Source organism: Thermosporothrix sp. COM3 (assembly GCF_059696735.1).
In genome coordinates this window covers 6042790-6059463 of sequence record NZ_AP019376.1, presented here as the reverse complement: position 1 = coordinate 6059463, position 16674 = coordinate 6042790, and the positions used below count along the sequence as shown (strand labels likewise).

The following is a 16674-nucleotide window of genomic DNA, read 5'->3' as shown; positions in this document are numbered from 1 at the left end:
AACTGTCAAGCGCTCCTGAGCCTTTTCTTCTGCAAGTACTATCAAGTTACTTTCCTTGTGACGGAAGACTCCATTACCCGTTACAAATTATAGAATTGACAGCATGAAGAAATACATCTGCTCCGTATTTCTTGCATTCACTAAGATTTATGCGGGAAGTGGTCACGTAGTGTAGGTGAAATACAAGTTATGGGAAAATGCCTCTTTTGTAACAATCCCTGTTACAAGCATTTCGTCGTCTGTTTTGATTGCTATATGACAACGCATGCCGCAGAGGAGGGGACAGATATTGCCGAACGGCTGACACGCCCGGTCCCTACTGTTCCCCTACCTCCACAACCAGGGCCATTCACAACCGAGTATCAGACCACACCATGCGATGTTGTTGAGGAACCGCCCCGGATGCCCGGTGGTGAGGTAACATTGGATGAACACGCCGCGACCCCTCTTCCTCCCGGTAGAGGGCAGCCAACGCCGCACGCCTTTCCACCGCTATCCCTCGGGCAAAAAACGCTGTTTCCTGGTTCCCATCCAGCGATGCAAGCGCCGCCACAGCAGACCGGAAACCCACCGCCCGGCCAGAAAAAATCTCAATTTATTGCATATACAGGACCACTTCGGGCCCGCCAGCTTCCGGGCGTCAGGAAACCCGCGACGCAACAGCCCCAAACGGGCAAGAAAAAAAAATGGGTACGTCTTGTACTCACCTGTTTGCTGCTCCTTGCCATGCTGATTATCTTTATTGATGGCATTCTGGTAGGCATCGCATATTTTCAGCCAAAGAAAGAGACAGCCTCGGGCTCCTCCGTTCCTGTGCTCTCCCTTTCGTCCAGTAAGGCAGAATACGGGCAACAACTTACTATTTCGGTACAAAACTTTAAGCCACAGACCCGCGTGTATTTAAGCCGCGACCTGCATGAGCCCATCAAGACCGATACCGGAAAGTCCGTTGTAAAAGTAGGAGATGACGGAAAAGCAGAAGCCAGAATCACGATTGATCGAGGCTGGAAGCCCGGCCTCCATGCGATTCAGGCTGAAGATATTATCTCGCGCTTTACAGCCAGCGCCGCCCTGCGTATCGCCGAAGGTTCGGCGCAACCGGCCATTTTCCAGCTCAGTACGCGCACGCTGGATATGGGCCTCGCCTATGAAGGTGCGAACACCATTCAAATGCTGACCCTCTCCAACGGAGGCAATGGCAACATTATCTGGACGGTCAGTAGTGACCAACCCTGGCTTCAGGCAACGCCCAACCAGGGAAGTTTTAGCAGCTCTCAGGTCATTGCGGTCGGCGTTCAACGCGCTCACCTTGCCCCGGGCAAGTATACGGGTACCCTGAAATTTACCTCGAATGTTGGCCTCCCGCAGACGGTTGCGGTCAGCATGGAAGTACAGGCATTGCCCACCAATCCAGGCGCGGTCCTTCAGGCAACACCTGTTGTGATGGACTATAACGCGTTCGATGGTAACGCCGACCCCAAACCCCAAACGATGGTAATCAGCAACCCGGGTACAGAGCCGTTGTACTGGAAACTGAACAGCATCATTTCTATTAAAACCCTGCATAGCGATGTTATCAAGGAACTGCACGACCGGGATGATAATTGGCTTCGCCTGGACCAAACCTCCGGCACGATTCCACCACAGGGGAGCGCAAATATTCCGGTCACCGTTAATAGCAAGAATCTTGTTCCGGGAACATACCTGAGCACGCTTGTCTTCAGCGTTAATGAGGGCCAGAACGCCTATAACAGCCCGCAGAGCATTAGCATCGCTCTGACCATCCAACCACGTTGTGGGATTACAGCCGGGATCGGTCAGCTCTCGTTTGTAACAGTCGCCGGACAGGGTAATCCAAGCAACCAATCAATCACGTTGAGCCCTGTAGGAAGCTGCCAGGAAGCGATTGACTGGAACGCGACGGCCTCGACCAACTGGGTCACGATTGCACCGGCAAAGGGACAGATCAAAGATGCAGCTAACCCGGCAACCCCGGCAATCAGCATCACAGCCAATACCTTTTCACCCGGAACCTATTATTCCAGCATTATCATTCGCACCCCACAGAGCACCCTGACCATCGCAATCAGCTTGCGGGTGCAAGCGGTGCTGACACCCAATTCACCCATTATGCGAGCATCACCGCTCAATGTGAACTTCGCCGTCAATCAGGGGCAGCCAGCGCCTCCGGGGCAGACCGTCACGATTACCAATACGGGCAAAAGTCCTTTAATCTGGGATGCCAGCGTTGATAATCAGGTATCCTGGCTCAGTGCCTCCCCGCTCAAAGGCTCGATCCCGGCAGGTCAGACCGGACAGCTTCTCCTGAGCGTGGATCCGAGCGATCTCACTCCCGGCACCTATGTCGGGCAGATCGTGCTGCACGGCAAAGATACGCATGATAAAGAGGCAGGCGGGAATCCGCAAACCATCACAGTTAATTTCACAATCTCGCCGCCCTGTTCTATGGCACAGCCATCGCAGAGCACTATTGCATTTAGCGCCATCCAGGGCTCTGCCAACCCGGCCAGCCGCGTGATTACCTTCACCGCGACCGGAAACTGTAGCTGGCCCCTTCAGTGGCAGGCCACAGTGAGCAGCGATGCACCCTGGCTCAAGGTCACCTCCACCGATAGCTCGCTGAACGGTACGGGGACCACTGCGAGTGTCAACGTTCAACCGGACATCACAGGCCTGACGCCCGGCAACTATACTGCGCAGGTGACACTCACCGCACAGGATCAGGACCGACAGACGGCAAAGGGGAGCCCGCAAACGTTCCAGGTCTCGCTTACAGTGCTTCAGCCCTGTACTCTACAGTTCAGTGCGACCGAGTTCGCGTTCACGCAGCATCAAGGGCAGGCAGTTGATGCACAGATCCTCACACTCAGAGAAACCGGAGCCTGTGCCTATCCAATTACCTGGACCGCAAAATCCGATAGCGACTGGCTCTCTGTCACCGATAGCGGGCAGGATAGCGGGAATGGCAGTGGTATCACCATCGGCATCAAATCGACCAGTCTGGCCCCCGGGAGCTATAAGGGCAATATCACGATTAGCGCTACAGGGAACGGAGGCGCGACCGTTCAGGGTGGACAGAGTATTCCGGTCACGTTAACTGTGGTTGGGAGCACCGTCAGCGGAGTTGTTGTAGCCTGTCAGGACGGCAATTGCACCAAGAGCAGCCCACTGGCAGGAGCGACCGTTACCCTTTCCGGTAATGGCGGGAACTACAATGCGACCGCCGATAGCAACGGGAACTTCATTCTCAACGGGGTCGCTAACGGCTCGTATACCCTGACGGCAAACGGCACACAGGATAACAAACGGTATGCGGTCAGCATGAACCTCACTGTTTCCGGGGATACATCATCGGTCAGCTTGAAAGCCGTGGCTTCTGGCTAAAGCAGACAAACCCTGTTTCCTCCTCTGACAGCAAAGAGAGTCGCTCAGGACAGGGCGACTCTCTTTGCTTCTACAGCTTCCTAGCGATTATTTCCAATAAACGAATAGATATATGTTAGATTCACAATGACAATAAAGGCACATACGAATAAAAACAGAGATCCGAGGAACCATGTGGCAGGCACTCCGAGAGCCAGTGCGAGAATCAGAGCGAGAAATGCCACCAGAATAACGCCAAGCGAGACCAACCCGAGAGCAAAACGCCTGTCCTTCGTCTGTAGACGAGGAACCGAAGTCGCCGCATATCCCTGCCATGCAGGCTGCTGCGGAGATGGGCCATACGCGGGCATCTGTGGCTGACTGTTCCCTCTCGCTTCTGGTGGATAAGAAGGTCGCTGGCGTTCCTCATGGACAGGCTGTCTGGACTGGCTCTCTGGCGGCATAGGAGGCTTTCCCGGTTCCTGTGTCGGCGGGCGAGAGACTGGCGACTTCGATTGCGGCTCAGCCGACCGCTTCTCCGCTTCCTGTGTCGGCGGGCGGGAGACTGGCGACTTCGATTGCGGCTCAACCGACCGCTTCTCCGCTTCCTGTGTCGGCGGGCGAGAGACTGGCGACTTCGATTGCGGCTCAACCGACCGCTTCTCCGCTTCCTGTGTCGGCGGGCGGGAGACTGGCGGCTTCGATTGCGGCTCAACCGGCTGGCGAGTGCTCACGCTTACCCTGGGAATCGGCTTCCGCTCAGGAGGAGCGGGTTTCTGCCTGTCAGCCTTCTGTTCCGCTTCGGGCTGCTTCCCCTTTTCGCTCGACTCGTGAGATGGTTGCTTGATTTCGTGCTGTGGCGTGGCTGCTTTGCTCTCTTGTGCCGATTGCTGCACCGGAGGCGTTAGAGAGACATTCACCTGCACTTGCTTCGACTGCTGCGATACCTGCGGACGTTGAGGGACAGACCTTGCAGGCTTTGCGACTCCTTCATTACGTCCAGGACGCTGAGGAATTGGATTGCGGTCCAGTTTCTGAGGAGTGGCTTGCACCTCATCAGTACGCCCTGCATTTGCCTCGGTCGCCAGTCCCTTTTCTTCACCTGTGGGATCAGTATAGAGCATACGAACCTTTCCTTCATGTGCTGTTTTCTTAATAAAGAGAGAGTTCCAGGAACAGCTTGTACTTTTAATAATATCTGTTCATGCCTATATGTCAATACGAGTAATGACAGCGCAGATACAAAACTCTCGAATTCAGGATACTATAGGACTTATGGGTTCTCTATTCTCAAGCTCTATGATAGAATAAGCAATAACACATTTTCATACAGCAATACACAAAAAGAAACAAAGGCCGGTGCAGACCATTTGAGTGGAAGGGGCGAACGGCGTTTATTTCACTGGAAGCCTGAAACCGAGAAGCACAGGAAGGGTTGCGCAAGCTTCACCTTCAGGCATTGCGCACCACAGGTCAGATAAGCAAATATGGATACACAGGTATGCGAAAACACAGCCATTCCGTCAATCGCCCTTCAATACCGCCGCCATCAACACGAAGAGCCGGTCATTATTCGGGACTCCATCCTGAAGATCATCCATATCAATCAGGACTCATAAAAGCCTATATACCAGAAAAATCGGCGCCTCAGGCAGAGCCAGAAACAATCAATCTGCCTCCGGCCCCACAGCGTATACAATATGCTGCCCGCCCTCAGGACACGGTTCGCGTTGTTCCACGTCCTCACCAGAGGAGGCGTCGCAACATCGTGTTTCTCCTGATAGCCGGCCTTTGCTTGCTTCTCATCATCACTGCAACGTTACTGCTTTTTCTTCCGATCGGTCGCCCATCCACTACCGCAAGCCAGCAGTCACTTACAGCCGTACCCGATCAGTTGCGCATTCATGATCTTTTCACCCTTACAGGTCGAGGATTTGGGCCAGAGCACTGGATTGATTTTACCTATGACGCAAATCAGAAAATCCTTGCCAGTAACGGGCATGATCTGCGTGCCAGAACCGACAAGCAGGGCAACTTTACCGTACAGATTCAGGTGCCTGAGCACTGGAAAGTGGGCTCACATAGTATTCATGCCACCGACTACACCCTGCGAACCGCAGCAAACGTCCAGATCACCATTCTGGCCGCTGCTCAGGGAGAACCACATCTGCAACTGACCACCGAAACGCTGAATTTTACAGCCCATCCAACCACACCAACCGAAAGCCAAACTCTCACTCTGAGCAACAACGGAGGAGGCTCGGTACACTGGCAAGCAAACAGCGATCAGAGCTGGCTCAGTGTCTCGCCAAATAGCGGGAGCTTCTCAGGGCGAAGCGCCGTTCAAGTGACGGTGAACCGAGGCGGCCTTGCTCCGGGAACCTACTCGGGACAGCTCACCTTCCGCCAAAAAGAGGGTGACACCGAGGAGGTGGTCAAAGTGACGCTGAAAGTCGAACAAGCCCAGAAAGAGGAGCTCAACGTCTCGCCCTCTGTGCTCTCCTTCGTCGTGACCACAACGGCCACCAGCTCAACACAGCGCCTGACACTGCGAAACGCCGGCACAAATGCTATCCACTGGTCAGCAAAGGCAAAAACAGGAGATGGGAACGACTGGCTCAACATCTCACCGCCTGAAGGACAGGTTACCGCGAACAGTTCTATCCAGCTTGAGGTACAGGTTCAGGCCACACAGCTTCCTATCGGCTCTTATCAGGGTACCATCCAATTCACAAACGGGACTGCGGTTGCCGTCAATCTCTCCGTCATTGCAGCCGGAAACCTGGTCGTTTCACCGCCATCGCTCACCCTCAGCACAACAGCCGGACAACAGACAACAGGAGCATCCTTCACCCTTCAGAACAGCGGAGACGAACATATTCAATGGCAGGGAACAGCAAGCACCGAGGACGGCGCGGACTGGCTCTCGCTTGAACCTGCCCAGGGCTCACTGAGCGCTGATGAGCAAGCCACCATTATGGTGCATGCCAACGTTAGCTCGCTCGCAGCCGGAACCTATCAGGGAGTCATCACGCTCCAAAGTGCCGAACAGACAAAACAGCTCACTGTGACGCTCAATATCACTCGTCCGGCCACACCGGAGCTGACCGTCCAGCCTGGAAACCTGCGCTTTATCACACAGGAAGGAAGCAACGCGGACGCACAAAGCATCACACTGACGAACAGTGGCGCAAGCCCACTTCACTGGCAGAGCACACTTGAGGGAACGGGCGCGTATCTATTCAGCATTGATACCGCCGAAGGAAGCCTGCCCGCAGGGAAAAGTGTCACGATCACCGTCAGTTCTCATGTGTCACCAGCAAAGCCTGGAACCTACACGGCAACCCTGGTTCTTCAGAATACTGAGGATCCTGCCATGAAGCAAACAGTCACGCTAACCATGATCGTCAACCCAGAACCAACACCGGCTCAGGGAACCCAGAGCAGCAAGACCCTGGAAGAATCGTCAAAGCAGCCTCAACCACTTCCAACCAGTACAACAACGCCTTCGACATCTTCATAGGCTTGCTCGTCCAGCGGATCCCATTGCATCAAAAGGCAGGGGCTCGCTGTTCATCGGGCTCCACACAGTTTCGCAACGAAAAAGAAACAAGTGGCTTCCCAGGCGTCTTCCGGGCCTGCACACTTTGGTTGACGCTCCTGAGTGTCTGTGCTATATTCTGACCAGAAATGGCGGGTGCTGATGCGCCTCCTCATTTTATTTTGAACCACTGGCAACCAACAAAACGGAGGAGAGATTCGTGCCAACAATCACCTATGTGCGCGAGAACGTGCAGGTACAGGTTGAGCCGGGCGATTCTGTACGCTACCCTGCATTGGAAAACGATGTGCCCATTTATTGCGGTATCACCAAACTGGCAAACTGCCACGGCAATGGCGTCTGTGGTACCGACAGAGTAGCAGTATCGCCAAAAGAGAACACCAACGAGCTCACCTTCATGGAAAAGTTCTGGCTGAGCAAAGACCTCAAAAAGAACCCCAATATGCGCCTTGCCTGTCAGGTGAAGGTCTTCGGGGATGTTCAGGTAGAAACACAGTGCAAATAAGCCTATTTGCGTATCGAACTGGTGACAAAAAACCCGCCCCTTTCCTGTAGAGTGAAAGAGGCGGGTTTTCTTCTTTTATGCCATCACTTGACCGCAAAATAAATTCTCCAGGCTAATTTTCCTTCCCAATATATTTCGATATGCCCAGCGAGCGGAGTCAAAAACTTGAGCGGCAATTTCAGCTTGGTCAGGTCACTTTTACTTGACTTTGCCTGAATGTCTTCCTTGTACTCTTTATACGGTTGTCCATTCGTAAATATTTTGACGGATATCGTAGATGGGTCCTTCTGCTGCACGACATTGGCAACCAGATAAAACTCAGTATTGGGCAAGAAGACCGTATTCGGGAAAAATGGTTCTCCGTTTTCGTCCACCTTTGCCGCCAGCAACGCCAGTGTCACCGCATCTTTGGCGGGACCCGCCTCTTTTGGCTTGGGATTGCCAATGGTTGCTGTCGGTGAGAGTTGAAGCGCAGGCGGGGCCGAAATGCCGATAAAGCGCTGAAACGCATCCAGTTTCCCACTTGCCTTCGCGTAATAGCTCACCCCTCCACACAACAAAAGCGCCACAATCAACACACTCAACACACCGCTAATAATGCGATAGCGCGGGATTAACGGGCGCGGCTTGGTATACATCGGCGGGATATAGACCGAGCCTTCCTGTTCAGGCAGCGCAGGAAGCATCTCCTCGACCCGCTGCATTGGCATCATCAACGTGGATGTACTCCCGGCGGGCTGCATCTGATCTTGCGCAGGGACTGGCAGCAACGACACAGGCACCTGTCCATCCTGCCCTTGAGGTACGGCGTTCCAGTCTTGTTGCTCCTGTATGCCACTCCAATTCTCCTGGGAAGAGAAGGGAATCTGTGGCGGAGGAAAGGCATCTTGAGACGGGAATTGCATCTGTGGGGGAAACTGGGCGCTTGTATCCTGATCCGCGGCTGGTCCTACTGGCGATCCCCCAAAGGAGAGCTGCGGCACTTGTTCCCAGGGATATGCATCGTTTTGTTGTACAGGAGAGACTGGAAAGGCCGTGTTTCCAGGTGAGGCCGATACCGGACTGACCATTCCCCACTGATTGCCCTGATTTCCCCCCGATAACGGCGAAGGTGCCCCACAATGGGGACATGGCATGCCATTCGCATCGCGCACGTTTTTGCAGTTTGGACAGAACATTAGCTTCGCCTACCTCATAAAAAAAATACAATCTTCACAACCATAAACAAAACTAACATTGAAAGGGCCGTTTATCAAGTAATAGAGACCAGCATAGGGCAAAATGGCTACACCTCTTTCCGGCTCTCTACATATAATTCTGTATCATTACGGCACACGACAATCCACTTGCAGGGAGTGCAGACCACATGATACATTGTTGAGAGAGCATTTCACGGGAAACGCAGAAAAACCGCATCAATGGATCAGAGCTTACCAATGAAAGAGTCCCAGGAAGCATATTACCATCGTCAGGCGGTTGAGCGTCTGGCACAGCATATCCCTTTTGAGGTCAACAAGGCCGCAAAATCCGAGCAGATCGAAATGCTGCGCGGCCTCGTACTCCGCTATGGTGGAACCATGAATCCTGCCCTTTTTGGCTTTGAGGCCCGCTGCGAACTTGAACGTCTCGGTTTATGGCATCGTATAGGAAACGCATATGAGCAAGAAGACAATAGTGATAACTGGGTGTTCTAGTGGTTTTGGCAGAGCAACCGCTATCACCCTGGCCCGTCGGGGTTGGCATGTTTTCGCCACTATCCGCAAACAAAGTGATAAAGAAAGCCTGCTTGAAGAAGCCCTGGGTTATGGCTGTCAGCAGAACCTGACACCCCTTTTCTGTGATATCAGCGACGCGCAACAAATACAGCAACTTGCACAACAGGTGAAGGAAGCACTTCAGCAAGCACATGGCACCGATGATATTCCGCCACTCGATGCCTTATTGAATAATGCAGGCACAGCCTATGCAGCCCCCCTCGAATTATTACCTATCGACGATTTTCATGCACAACTTGATCTGAATGTTACAGCCCATCTGGCAGTCACACAGGCACTGCTTCCAATGATCAAGGCCGCCCGAGGGACGATTATTTTTGTGAGCAGTATTTCCGGGCTCTTTGTCGGCCCGATTACCTCCGCTTACTCGGTCAGCAAGTATGCTATCGAGGCGCTAGGAGACGGTCTACGCCTTGAGCTGGCTCCCTTTGGCGTGCGCGTCTCATTGATTGAGCCCGCATCCAGCCCTACCAATATTTGGAACACCAGCATGCAACGCTCTCAATGGCTCAATGAACATAGAAACGGGCCCTATAAGCCGCTACTCACCTTTATGGAAAAAATGGCCCTCGATTCCAGCAAAAAGGGCTTTCCCATTCGCGTCTTTACTGATACCGTGATTCGCATTCTGGAAAGCTCCAGACCAAAGGCCCGCTATGTTATCCCACGAAGCGCACTGGCAATTGTGACGCTGCGCCGCGTCTTACCGGATACACTCTGGGATTCGCTGGTCCGAAAAGTATTACGCTGGTAGAGATACAGCCCTTACAGGCGTCTTTCGGAAATGCTCTCTCACAATGGTGTGAGCAGATAATACCCCCTCAGAGCGCAGCTACCGGGCACAGTGCTTCCTTGCTTTCTATGTGCTATGATTAGGTTACGAATCACCCGGTCTTGTGCCAACCAACCTGCGGGGATTCCCTGATTGTTCTAGAGCTCCCAGCATTTCTTTTTGGTGTGCTCAAAAATAGAATCTGCCTTATTTTTTTATTACTGTCGAAAGGGGACAGAGATGCTCAAAGATACATTGTTGTATCTTGCTCAGAATCAGAGGCTACGAGAGTTCGCTATTCAGAACCCGGTAGCAAAAGGCGTGGCTCGTCGTTTCGTGGCCGGTGAGACCCTCGAAGACGCCGTTCAAGCAACACGAGCCCTGAATCAAAAAGGCTGCTCGGTCGCGCTTGATTTGCTTGGCGAGAACGTCTACACCGAAGCTGAAGCTAAAGAATCCACCCGGAACTATATCGCAGCCCTGGATATTATCCGAAGCACCGGCATAAATGCAAACATTTCAATCAAACTGACAGCCCTCGGCCTGGATATTTCCCCCTCCCTTTGTGAAGAGAACGTCACCGCAATCCTCACAAAAGCCCGAGAGTACAATCTATTTGTCGCGATTGATATGGAGGGCTCAGCCTACACCGACCGCACTATCGAACTGACACTGAAGATGCGCGAACAGTTTGAAGAGGTAGGAACAGTCATCCAGTCATACCTTTATCGAAGCAAGGCCGACATCGAGCGCCTGATTGAGAAAGGTGTGCGCACCCGGATTGTGAAAGGTGCCTACAAAGAGCCACCTAGCATTGCATATCAGAACAAGCAAGATGTCGATGCCAGCTATGTCGAGATCATGAAAATGCTGCTTTCACGTGGGAACTTCCCGGCCATCGCCAGCCACGATGAGGCGATCTTGCAAGAGGCACGGCGCTTTATCCGTGACTATGGCATCAGTCCTTCGTCATTCGAGTTTCAGATGCTTTATGGCATCCGCCGTGATCTACAAGAGCAACTGGTGCGAGATGGCTTTAATGTGCGTGTGTATGTGCCATATGGCTCGCAGTGGTATCCCTACTTAATGCGGCGCATGGCAGAGCGACCAGCAAACTTGATGTTTGTTCTCAGCAATGCGATCCGACGCTAAAAAGCACAAAAGCACAAAAATATATTAAAATGAGGGACAAAGCAATGATGAGTGATTGCCTGTCCCTCATTCTTTCTTCTGAGCGTCAGGCCAATGATAGGAGCAGAAACCATGACGACTTTTGTAGTAGCTGTCAGTGTCGCTGATGTGCGACGCGACCCGGATAAAAGTTCGGAGCAGGTCACGCAAGCTTTAATGAATGTTCCAGCAGAGGTTGGCGAGAGTCAGGGAGATTGGACCCATATCACGCTCTCTGACTATGAGGGGTGGATTCAGACCAAGCATCTGGCAGAGCCCATCTCTAAAGGATTTACCAGAGTCGGTGAGCATTGCGGCACACCGTTGGATCTGGTCGCAGTTGTCACCGAACCCTATACTTTTGCGTATTCAGAGGCTGACGGAGACGAGATCCAATGTAAACTCTATCTCTCCACAGTCCTCCCACTACTCGACACCACCCATAGCAGCCGCGTTCAGGTGGCACTCCCCGGCGAGAACAGCGCATGGGTTGAGCGCACAGCGGTAAGTCTCCGCCGTGAACAGGAGAAATACCCGCGCGAGACCGTCAGAACTGCCACCGATACAGCTCGCCGCTTTCTGGATGTGCCCTACCTCTGGGGTGGCGTCAGCTTTGAGGGAATCGACTGTAGTGGCCTGACACAGCTTTGTTACCGCATGGCCGGGTACGTCCTGCCCCGAGACGCCGATCAGCAGCATGACGCCCTTCCCCATACTGTCACGCGTGAGGAGATGCAGGAAGGCGATCTGATCTTCTTTGGCTCGAAAGCAATCACACATGTTGCGCTGGCGCTCAATAACAGGGATTTCATCCACGCATCTGGAAAAAACAATATGCGCGTCATGATCAATAGCCTGGATCCCAGGAGCCAGCTCTACCATCAGCGCCTTGATGAAACCGTCTGGGCAATCAAGCGCGTTGTCGACTAAAGCTTGTCTGGAAAAAGGGAGGCTCTTTGTATGCCTATCTTACCATTCAATGGGATCACTCCCAGAATCGCGGATGATGTCTTTATTGCTCCGGGAGCAATGATTATCGGTGACGTGACGATAGGTGCAGGCTCAAGTGTCTGGTATAACGCGGTGATTCGGGGTGATACCGCTCCTATTGTGATTGGCAAACGCACAAACATTCAGGATAATTGTACCCTGCACACTGACCCTGATGCCCCGCTCACCATTGGTGATGAATGTACTATCGGTCATAACGCGATTGTCCACGGGGCGACGCTTCAGAATCGGGTTCTCGTAGGCATGCATGCGACAGTGCTTTCACATGCTGAAATCGGCACGGAAACTATCATCGGTGCGGGTGCACTTATTGGCGAACGCAAGCAGATCCCCGGCGGAGTCCTGGCACTTGGGCTTCCCGCAAAGGCAGTGCGAGAGCTTCAGGAGACAGAAAAGCAGCAGATCGCGGCAAGTGCACAGCACTATCAAGAGCGAGGCCAGCAACATCAACGCTCGCTTGAAGCAACGGCTGATGGAGCCCGGTAAGCCAAACTTATACCTGCGACCCGCTTCCCGCTCCTGCTTCCCACCTCTAAAAAGTGAGCCCGGTACAGAAATGTTGTACCGGGCTTTGCCTGCTAGCGACCTTTTCTGACGTTGATATCTCCGCCGCTCGAAGAGGCTTTGATCGTTGCTTTGGGTCCAGTACCCACAACGTTACTACCAAACTCATTGTTCACCTCGCCACCGGTGGTCTCCAACTGGGCCGCAAAGGCCGAGTTCTCAGGCAGGTTGAGCGTGACTTTACCACCGCTGGTATGGAAGGTGTAATCCCCATTCACAGCCAGTGTTCCCTGAAAATCAATATCACCGCCGCTGGTATTGACTTCAACGGTCCCCTGGAAGAGACTGTCCTTGAAGGAGATATCACCGCCACTCGATCGAACGCTACTATTGCCGGATAATGCCACATTCTCTGCCCGGATCGTTCCACCATTGGTCTCCACCTGTAAGACACCATTGGTTTGCGTCAGGGTAATATCACCGCCCGAGGTGTGGATCTGGGAGGCTCCTGAGAGCCTCGAGTTCGACAGGCTGACATCGCCCCCCATCGTTTTGAGATCAAGCTTGCCATTCACGTTACTGAGATCAATGTCACCGCCGTACGTCACAATATTCACATCTGCTACTGCGGGAACCGTGATTTCAAGGTCAACGTCAGCTCCATTCAGAAAAGACACCCCATCAATATTAGAGGTGACTTCAATGGTATTGCCATTCTGTTGATAGTTCACCGTGGCATTCGCGATCGGTAACAGGCCGAAGGAATACTTTGTTGCTTGAATATGAACGCTATCAGTATTTCCCACCTTCACATGCACATCTCCCGCGCCATTGTTCACAATCAGATGAGGCGCCTGCTGCCCTGCCTGTAGCGTAAAGTCGCGATTCTCCACCCCATTGACCCGAGAGAAAAACGCTTTTCCTCCGGCCAGGGCAGAGAACAGTAAAACAACCAGAAGCAAGACGATCCACCAGCCATGTTTGCGGCGCTGGCGTGGTGGCTGCTGACTCCTTCGTTGCTCCTCAACGGGATGAATTTTCTCCCCGATGTTCTCTGCACCGGGCACTCCATAACCTTCGGCATAGGCAGCTTCCTCACGCGGATAAATCTGCCGTTGTTCACCCATGCCTTCCTGTCGGCGAGATGTCTCCTGTGGATAGAACATTGCTTCCTGGTTGCTCACAACTCGTTTGCTCCTTCTCTACTTCTGGTTGTTAGTGACCTTGAGGCGGCATCTCCTGTGGATACTGAGCCTGCGGCTGCTCATAGCGTGCATAATCACTCTGAGACTGTGATGAGGATGGATATTCATAAATCTTCCCGCCCTCAGTATAGGTCTCGTTCTGGGTTCTGGGTGCCTGATAGCCCTGCTCATAGGACGACGGCTGGTAATATGGCTCCTGCTGTTCAGGAGGCCGCTGGTAGGTTGGCTGACCGTAAAAGCGTTCTCCAATCGTCTGGCTGACAGCCTTTTGCTGTGAACCGAGAATACCTGATAGCACGATGATAATCAGAATGCCCGGCCACCAGAAATTGAACAGGGCACAGACAGCCAGGCCCACAAGCCAGACAACTCCGATAAGTCCTCCCCATACTGCCCTCGGGTTTCCGCTTGCAAGCGACCCCAAAAAACTTGTTGCGGCAAGCACAAGGAGAATGCCCGGCCACCAGAAATGAAACACCGCACAAAGGATCAGGCCAATTATAAAGACTGCCCCACTAAGACCGGAAAAAGCGCCCCTTGATCTCATATATCTCTCCTCTCAAGAAGAACGTGCTATCCCCACTTCAAAAATCATAAATACAAAAACGTTAATTCATCCTATTATATCAAACAATCATTAGATATACGGAGCGCAATCGAATTAGTTCGATGGCCAATACAGGACATATAAAAAAAAGGGGCACGTGGTGCGCCCCTTGAAAACACTTCTCTGTTTAGTCCGCGCTCTTTTCTTTAGAGCGAATAACCCAGGAGAAAGGCAAGCGCCAGATATAAAGGCCAACCAGATTGGTCAGGAACGTCACAATCGCGAAGCTGACCTCAACTGGCGTGATAAACACCTGACGCAGTCCCATTGCCCCAGCACAGGCCAGTAGCCAGGCAATGCCGGTACGCGCCGCCATCTGGCCCGGGCGACGCTCAGTCTTGCGGCTAAAGACGCCCAGGAATGGAGAGATCACAAACCAGGCCACCGCCAGCGGCCAGGTCACACGCAGCATATTCTCGGCGTTGATCTCTTTCTGGTGCATTTGTAAGCCAATAGCCCCGATAATGAGGAAGACCAGCAGGTCACCAACCGCCAGCCCGAAAATGCGCCCACCCCTGGCTTTTCTCCCTGAGGAAATCGCAGGCGCGTTATGTACGCCGCTCTCTTTCACTGCCATTTCGCCTTTATTCCTCCTGTTCTTGCTGCTCACGAACCAGTTCTTCAACTGCCGCCAGCTCGGTACGCGCTCCGCGGAGCCGCAAAGCGATAACAACGACATATGCCATCAGGATCAACCAGCCCAATGCATAGGCCAGCATCATATATGTAAAACCGTTCATTTCAGGTTCACCTCGTCAACTAGCGCATTACCAGCAAGCGTAGACGCTGAGCCAGCGTTTGCAGACGCTGGAGCTGATACACCTGCATCACCAGGAACACATAGAAGATCGTAAAGGTGAGCAGTACAACCAGCATAGTCAACAGCATTTCCGGCGGAAGCTGACTGACCTGAGTAGGATGTTGCCCACGCCACCAGTTCACCGCCAGATAGATGATCGGCACATCAATCGCGCCCAGAATCGCCATGACCGCCCCGACGCGCATGCTATCCAGCGTTCGCCCCATATAGCTACGCAGCATCAGATAGCCGATATACATAAACCACATAATCAGGGTGGCGGTCAGCTTTGGCTCCCAGACCCACCAGGCACCCCAGATCGGGCGTCCCCAGAGCGAGCCAGTCACCAGAGCAATCGTGAGGAAGACAGCGCCTACCTCAGCGTTTGCCCGGGAAATCCAGTCCCAACGCTCATTGCGCCGAATTAACGCAACAATGCTGGTCACTGCCAGCAGCACAAAGGCCAGCATCCCGACCCAGGCGCAGGCAAGGTGCAGATAGAAAATGCGTTGTGGATCTTTTTGTAGCGCATCAGTTGGCGCATAAAGAAAGATCATCCAGGCAGAGATCAGCCCCCCGATGAGTGAGAGTCCCGCAAGAACCAGCGAAACAAGGGGAAGTTTTGTATCCCTCTCCTGGCCTGCCACCCGCGCGGCTTTGCGCTCGGCAGGGAGTGTATGATCCGTTAAGGCCATAGTTAGTCCTCAATGATAAACTGAAACGCGAGCGTCGAGACGCCCAGGAAGATAACATCAAAAGCAATTATCAGGCCAAGCCAGGGCGGCTCATTCGGTAGCGGCGCAATTAGCGCTTCCGACAGCCGAACAGCTCCGATCATGACCGGCACCACCAGCGGAAATACCAGCAGCGGTAACAGGAGCTCTCGCGCCCGGGTTGTGGCTGCCATCGCTGCACACATAGTTCCAATGGTCGCAATACCAACCGTTCCAAGCAGAACCACCGGCACCAGTGCACCCACAAAAATATGTAAGTTGAAAAGGACAATATACACGGGTAACGCCACCAGCTCTACCACAAAGATAAAGAGCAGGTTCCCGAGAAGCTTCGCCAGAAAAATCGCTCGCCGATCCACCGGACACAGCAACAGCCGATCCATCGACCCTTGTTCCTGCTCCATAGCCATCGTGCGGCTTAAACCAAGTATGCTCGCGAACAAAAAAGAGACCCAGAGCACCCCGGGAGCAACCGTTGCTTTATCATCAATGCGCAGATCAAAGACAAAATTAAAAATGACCAGTACCAGCAGCGCAAACATGCCCATACTGAACCACGTTTGCTTACTGCGGAGTTCACAGCGAATATCTTTCCAGAGTATAGCAAAAATCTGTAAGAAAAACTGCTTCATAGCTTCCTGACTCC

Annotated in this window: 16 protein-coding genes; 8 read left to right on the top strand and 8 right to left on the bottom strand. The window is 53.0% G+C overall.

Features of this window, described 5'->3' with window-relative positions; genetic code table 11:
• Nucleotides 1–255: 255 nt before the first annotated feature.
• Nucleotides 256–3405 carry a BACON domain-containing protein gene (locus KTH_RS26015; protein ID WP_497621789.1) on the top strand — a complete coding sequence of 1050 codons (3150 nt, stop codon included), beginning with the start codon at nucleotides 256–258 and terminating at the stop codon, nucleotides 3403–3405.
• Between the two features lie 80 nt (nucleotides 3406–3485).
• Here KTH_RS26015 and KTH_RS26010 read toward each other — a convergent pair whose 3' ends face one another.
• Entirely contained in the window at nucleotides 3486–4508 is a 1023-nt protein-coding gene (locus tag KTH_RS26010) for a hypothetical protein (RefSeq protein ID WP_497621787.1), read from the bottom strand.
• A 377-nt stretch (nucleotides 4509–4885) separates the two neighbouring features.
• Here KTH_RS26010 and KTH_RS26005 point away from each other — a divergent pair, with 377 nt between their 5' ends.
• Nucleotides 4886–6907, top strand: a complete 2022-nt coding sequence (locus KTH_RS26005; protein ID WP_497621785.1) for a BACON domain-containing protein — start codon at nucleotides 4886–4888, stop codon at nucleotides 6905–6907.
• 238 nt (nucleotides 6908–7145) lie between these two features.
• Entirely contained in the window at nucleotides 7146–7451 is a 306-nt protein-coding gene (locus KTH_RS26000) for a 2Fe-2S iron-sulfur cluster-binding protein (RefSeq protein WP_170142863.1), read from the top strand.
• A gap of 83 nt (nucleotides 7452–7534) precedes the next feature.
• On the opposite strand, the gene KTH_RS25995 is transcribed toward KTH_RS26000, so the two are convergent.
• Nucleotides 7535–8587: a hypothetical protein gene (locus KTH_RS25995; RefSeq protein WP_497621782.1), complete on the bottom strand. Its 1053-nt coding sequence runs from the start codon at nucleotides 8585–8587 to the stop codon at nucleotides 7535–7537.
• Nucleotides 8588–8869: 282 nt separating this feature from the next.
• Here KTH_RS25995 and KTH_RS25990 point away from each other — a divergent pair, with 282 nt between their 5' ends.
• From KTH_RS25990 to KTH_RS25970, 5 genes are all read left to right on the top strand, one after another.
• On the top strand, nucleotides 8870–9145 hold the full coding sequence (locus tag KTH_RS25990) for a hypothetical protein (RefSeq protein WP_111325144.1): 276 nt from the start codon (nucleotides 8870–8872) through the stop codon (nucleotides 9143–9145).
• Entirely contained in the window at nucleotides 9108–9980 is an 873-nt protein-coding gene (locus tag KTH_RS25985; protein ID WP_111325145.1) for an SDR family oxidoreductase, read from the top strand. The genes KTH_RS25990 and KTH_RS25985 overlap by 38 nt, the downstream gene beginning before the upstream one ends.
• A gap of 258 nt (nucleotides 9981–10238) precedes the next feature.
• Nucleotides 10239–11150, top strand: a complete 912-nt coding sequence (locus KTH_RS25980) for a proline dehydrogenase family protein (protein ID WP_497621779.1) — start codon at nucleotides 10239–10241, stop codon at nucleotides 11148–11150.
• A gap of 111 nt (nucleotides 11151–11261) precedes the next feature.
• Nucleotides 11262–12098, top strand: coding sequence for a C40 family peptidase (locus KTH_RS25975; protein ID WP_497621778.1), 837 nt, complete (start codon nucleotides 11262–11264; stop codon nucleotides 12096–12098).
• Between the two features lie 30 nt (nucleotides 12099–12128).
• Nucleotides 12129–12665: a gamma carbonic anhydrase family protein gene (locus KTH_RS25970; RefSeq protein ID WP_497621776.1), complete on the top strand. Its 537-nt coding sequence runs from the start codon at nucleotides 12129–12131 to the stop codon at nucleotides 12663–12665.
• 92 nt (nucleotides 12666–12757) lie between these two features.
• Here KTH_RS25970 and KTH_RS25965 read toward each other — a convergent pair whose 3' ends face one another.
• From KTH_RS25965 to KTH_RS25940, 6 genes are all read right to left on the bottom strand, one after another.
• Nucleotides 12758–13867, bottom strand: coding sequence for a DUF4097 family beta strand repeat-containing protein (locus KTH_RS25965; protein ID WP_497621774.1), 1110 nt, complete (start codon nucleotides 13865–13867; stop codon nucleotides 12758–12760).
• A 31-nt stretch (nucleotides 13868–13898) separates the two neighbouring features.
• Nucleotides 13899–14435: a YrzE family protein gene (locus tag KTH_RS25960; RefSeq protein ID WP_111325150.1), complete on the bottom strand. Its 537-nt coding sequence runs from the start codon at nucleotides 14433–14435 to the stop codon at nucleotides 13899–13901.
• A gap of 187 nt (nucleotides 14436–14622) precedes the next feature.
• On the bottom strand, nucleotides 14623–15072 hold the full coding sequence (locus KTH_RS25955; RefSeq protein ID WP_170142865.1) for a DUF3054 domain-containing protein: 450 nt from the start codon (nucleotides 15070–15072) through the stop codon (nucleotides 14623–14625).
• Between the two features lie 7 nt (nucleotides 15073–15079).
• A complete protein-coding gene (locus KTH_RS25950; protein WP_170142866.1) occupies nucleotides 15080–15235 on the bottom strand; it encodes a hypothetical protein in 156 nt (51 codons plus the stop codon).
• 19 nt (nucleotides 15236–15254) lie between these two features.
• Entirely contained in the window at nucleotides 15255–15989 is a 735-nt protein-coding gene (locus KTH_RS25945) for a cytochrome c biogenesis protein (RefSeq protein ID WP_111325152.1), read from the bottom strand.
• Nucleotides 15990–15991: 2 nt separating this feature from the next.
• Nucleotides 15992–16660 (bottom strand): heme exporter protein CcmB, encoded by a 669-nt coding sequence (locus KTH_RS25940; protein ID WP_497621771.1) that lies wholly within the window; start codon nucleotides 16658–16660, stop codon nucleotides 15992–15994.
• Nucleotides 16661–16674 lie beyond the last annotated feature (14 nt).